Here is a 2,379-nt window from a genome sequence, read left to right on the forward strand (position 1 = left end):
TGGCGCGGCTGCGGCGGCAGCCGCGGTGGGCGCAGGGGCCGCCGCAGGAGCTGCCGCAGGAGTCGCCTTCTGCTGCTCGAGCACCTGCACGCGCTTTTGCAGGTCGGCGATGGTCTTCATGGCCTGCTCCAGCGTCGCCTTCAACTCGGCGTTGCTTTGCGCATGCGCGCCGCCGCACAGGGCGAGCGCCGCCAGTGCGGCTGCGGCTTGTCGCTTCATCTCCACCTCCTCGGGGTTCGCGCCGGGCGGCGCAGCCCGATTGCATCTGGTCGACATCGAAACAACGCCCGGAAGAAACCCTGATTGCTCCACGCCGCGGCTTCCTCGACGCTTTGCGCCGATCGGCAGGTGCCGTGTCGGTGCACATGGCCGGCATGCTGCTTGCACAACAACAAGGCGGGGCGATGCGCACCGCAAGGAGAAGCGATGGCAAACCGGGTACTCGATCCGATCGACCGCATCTCGGAGATCCTCTTCGGGCTGTTCATGGTGCTGAGCTTCACCGGCACCCTGAGCGTGGCCACGGCTGGCGAGAAGGAAGTGCGGGAGATGCTGGTGGCGGCCATCGGCTGCAACATCGCCTGGGGCTTCGTCGACGGCGTGATGTACGTGCTGCGCAGCCTGGTCACGCGTGCTCGCCAGCACCGCCTGTGGAACATGGTCGTCGCCGAAAAGCAGCCGGAGGTGGCGCACGGCCTCATTGCCGACGAGATCGGCGGCCTGGTGGCGGCGCTCGACAAGCCCGTGCTCGAGCGCACTCGGCAATGGATCCTGGCACAGCCCGGCGGCACGGTGCCGCCCGCCCGGCTGAGGGGGCGCGACTTCACGGGCGCGTTGGCGGTGTTCCTGCTGGTGTTCGCCTCCACCTTCCCGCCGGTGCTGCCCTTCATGATCTTCGATGACCTGCACCGGGCCATGCGCGTGTCGGCGGGGCTGGCCATTGCCATGATGTTCGTCTGCGGTTTCCAATGGGCCCGCTTCGCCGGCCTGCGTCCCTGGCGTGCCGGCTTGATCATGGTCGTGCTGGGCGTGGCCGTGGAGCTGGTCATCATCGCGTTGGGCGGCTGAATTTCTTTCGTATCAGGATGTAGGATCGAGCCCCTTTTTGGAGTCCAGCATGAGCGTGCCCAGCGAACCCGACCCGCCCCTCACGTCGCGCGCCGCCGCATCCATGCTGATGGACGTGCTGATCCGCGCCGGCCTGGTGCTGGCCCTGGCGCTCTTGTGCTACCGCGTCTTCGCGCCTTTCCTGACGCTGATCGCCTGGTCGCTCATCCTGGCCGTCACGCTCTATCCCATGCACCAGTCGCTGGCCCGAAAGCTCGGCGGCAAGCAGGGGCTGGCCGCCACGCTGGTGGTGCTGGCCGGCGTGGTGCTCATCGTCGTGCCGACCACGCTGCTGATGAGCTCCTTCGGCGACACGGTGCGCCAGCTGGTGCACGACATCCAGAACAACACGCTGGAGGTGCCGCCGCCGCGCGAAGGCGTGGCGCAATGGCCGGTGGTGGGCGAACGCCTGTATGCGCTGTGGTCGCAGGCGCATTCCGACCTGCCCGACCTGGTGCAGAGCATGCAGCCCAAGATCGGCGAGCTGGCCAGGAAGGCGCTGGGCACGGTGGCCGGCATCGGCACCGCGCTGCTGCTGTTCCTGGCGGCCATCATCGTGGCGGGCATCATCATGGCCTACGGCCAGGCCGGCGCCCGGGCCATGCGCGCCATCTTCGTGCGCGTCATCGGTCCGGCCCGCGGCGAGGAGTTCGCGGCGCTGTCCACCGCCACCATCCGCGCGGTGGCGCAGGGGGTGATCGGGGTGGCCTTCATCCAGGCCATCCTGGTGGGCCTGTGCCTCATGCTGGCCGGCGTGCCCTGGGCCGGCGTGCTCGCGGCCATCGTGCTGGTGCTGGGCATTGCGCAGGTGCCGGCCATCATCGTCACCTTGCCGGCCATCGGCTGGCTCTGGACGGCTTCCGACCATGCGACCGGCGCGGCAACGGCCTACAGTGTGCTGCTGTTCGTGGCCGGCATGGCCGACAACGTGCTCAAGCCTCTGATGCTGGGGCGCGGGGTGGACGCGCCGATGCCCGTCATCCTGATCGGTGCGCTCGGCGGCATGGCCACCGCCGGCATCCTGGGCATGTTCGTCGGCGCCACGGTGCTGGCGCTGGGCTACCAGATCTTCATGGGCTGGGTGGACGCCGGCACCGCGCCCGCGGTGCAGCGGGGTCCGCAGGACGCGCCCCCGGGAGGCCGCTGAGAAGCATGCCGGCTTGCACGCCGCGCCTGCCCGGCCGTGGGCTTGTCTCGCTGGCCTGTTCGGCTTGCCTGCTGCTGGGCGGGTGCACCGCCCTCGGGCCGGACTTCAAGCGGCCGGCCGTGCCC

Annotated in this window: 2 protein-coding genes and 1 pseudogene; 2 read left to right on the forward strand and 1 reads right to left on the reverse strand. The window is 69.6% G+C overall.

Going from position 1 to position 2,379, the window contains the following annotated elements; all coding sequences use genetic code 11:
• A pseudogene (locus VSO01S_RS26280) lies at positions 1-219 on the reverse strand (hypothetical protein); the annotation flags it as partial.
• A gap of 207 nt (positions 220-426) precedes the next feature.
• Between VSO01S_RS26280 and VSO01S_RS26285 the strand changes: the two are divergent.
• Both VSO01S_RS26285 and VSO01S_RS26290 read left to right on the forward strand, forming a co-directional pair.
• Positions 427-1,068, forward strand: coding sequence for a VIT1/CCC1 transporter family protein (locus VSO01S_RS26285; protein WP_068645690.1), 642 nt, complete (start codon positions 427-429; stop codon positions 1,066-1,068).
• Between the two features lie 49 nt (positions 1,069-1,117).
• Complete coding sequence (locus VSO01S_RS26290; RefSeq protein WP_068645691.1) at positions 1,118-2,254, forward strand: AI-2E family transporter; 1,137 nt, start codon at positions 1,118-1,120, stop codon at positions 2,252-2,254.
• Positions 2,255-2,379 lie beyond the last annotated feature (125 nt).

This window comes from Variovorax soli NBRC 106424 (assembly GCF_001591385.1).
GTDB classification, from domain to species: Bacteria; Pseudomonadota; Gammaproteobacteria; order Burkholderiales; family Burkholderiaceae_C; genus Variovorax; species Variovorax soli.

What these genes read in the sequence shown, in the direction of transcription:
- VSO01S_RS26285 (WP_068645690.1), top strand. Translation starts at nt 427, where the DNA reads ATGGCAAACCGGGTACTCGATCCGATCGACCGCATCTCGGAGATCCTC.
- VSO01S_RS26290 (WP_068645691.1), top strand. Translation starts at nt 1,118, where the DNA reads ATGAGCGTGCCCAGCGAACCCGACCCGCCCCTCACGTCGCGCGCCGCC.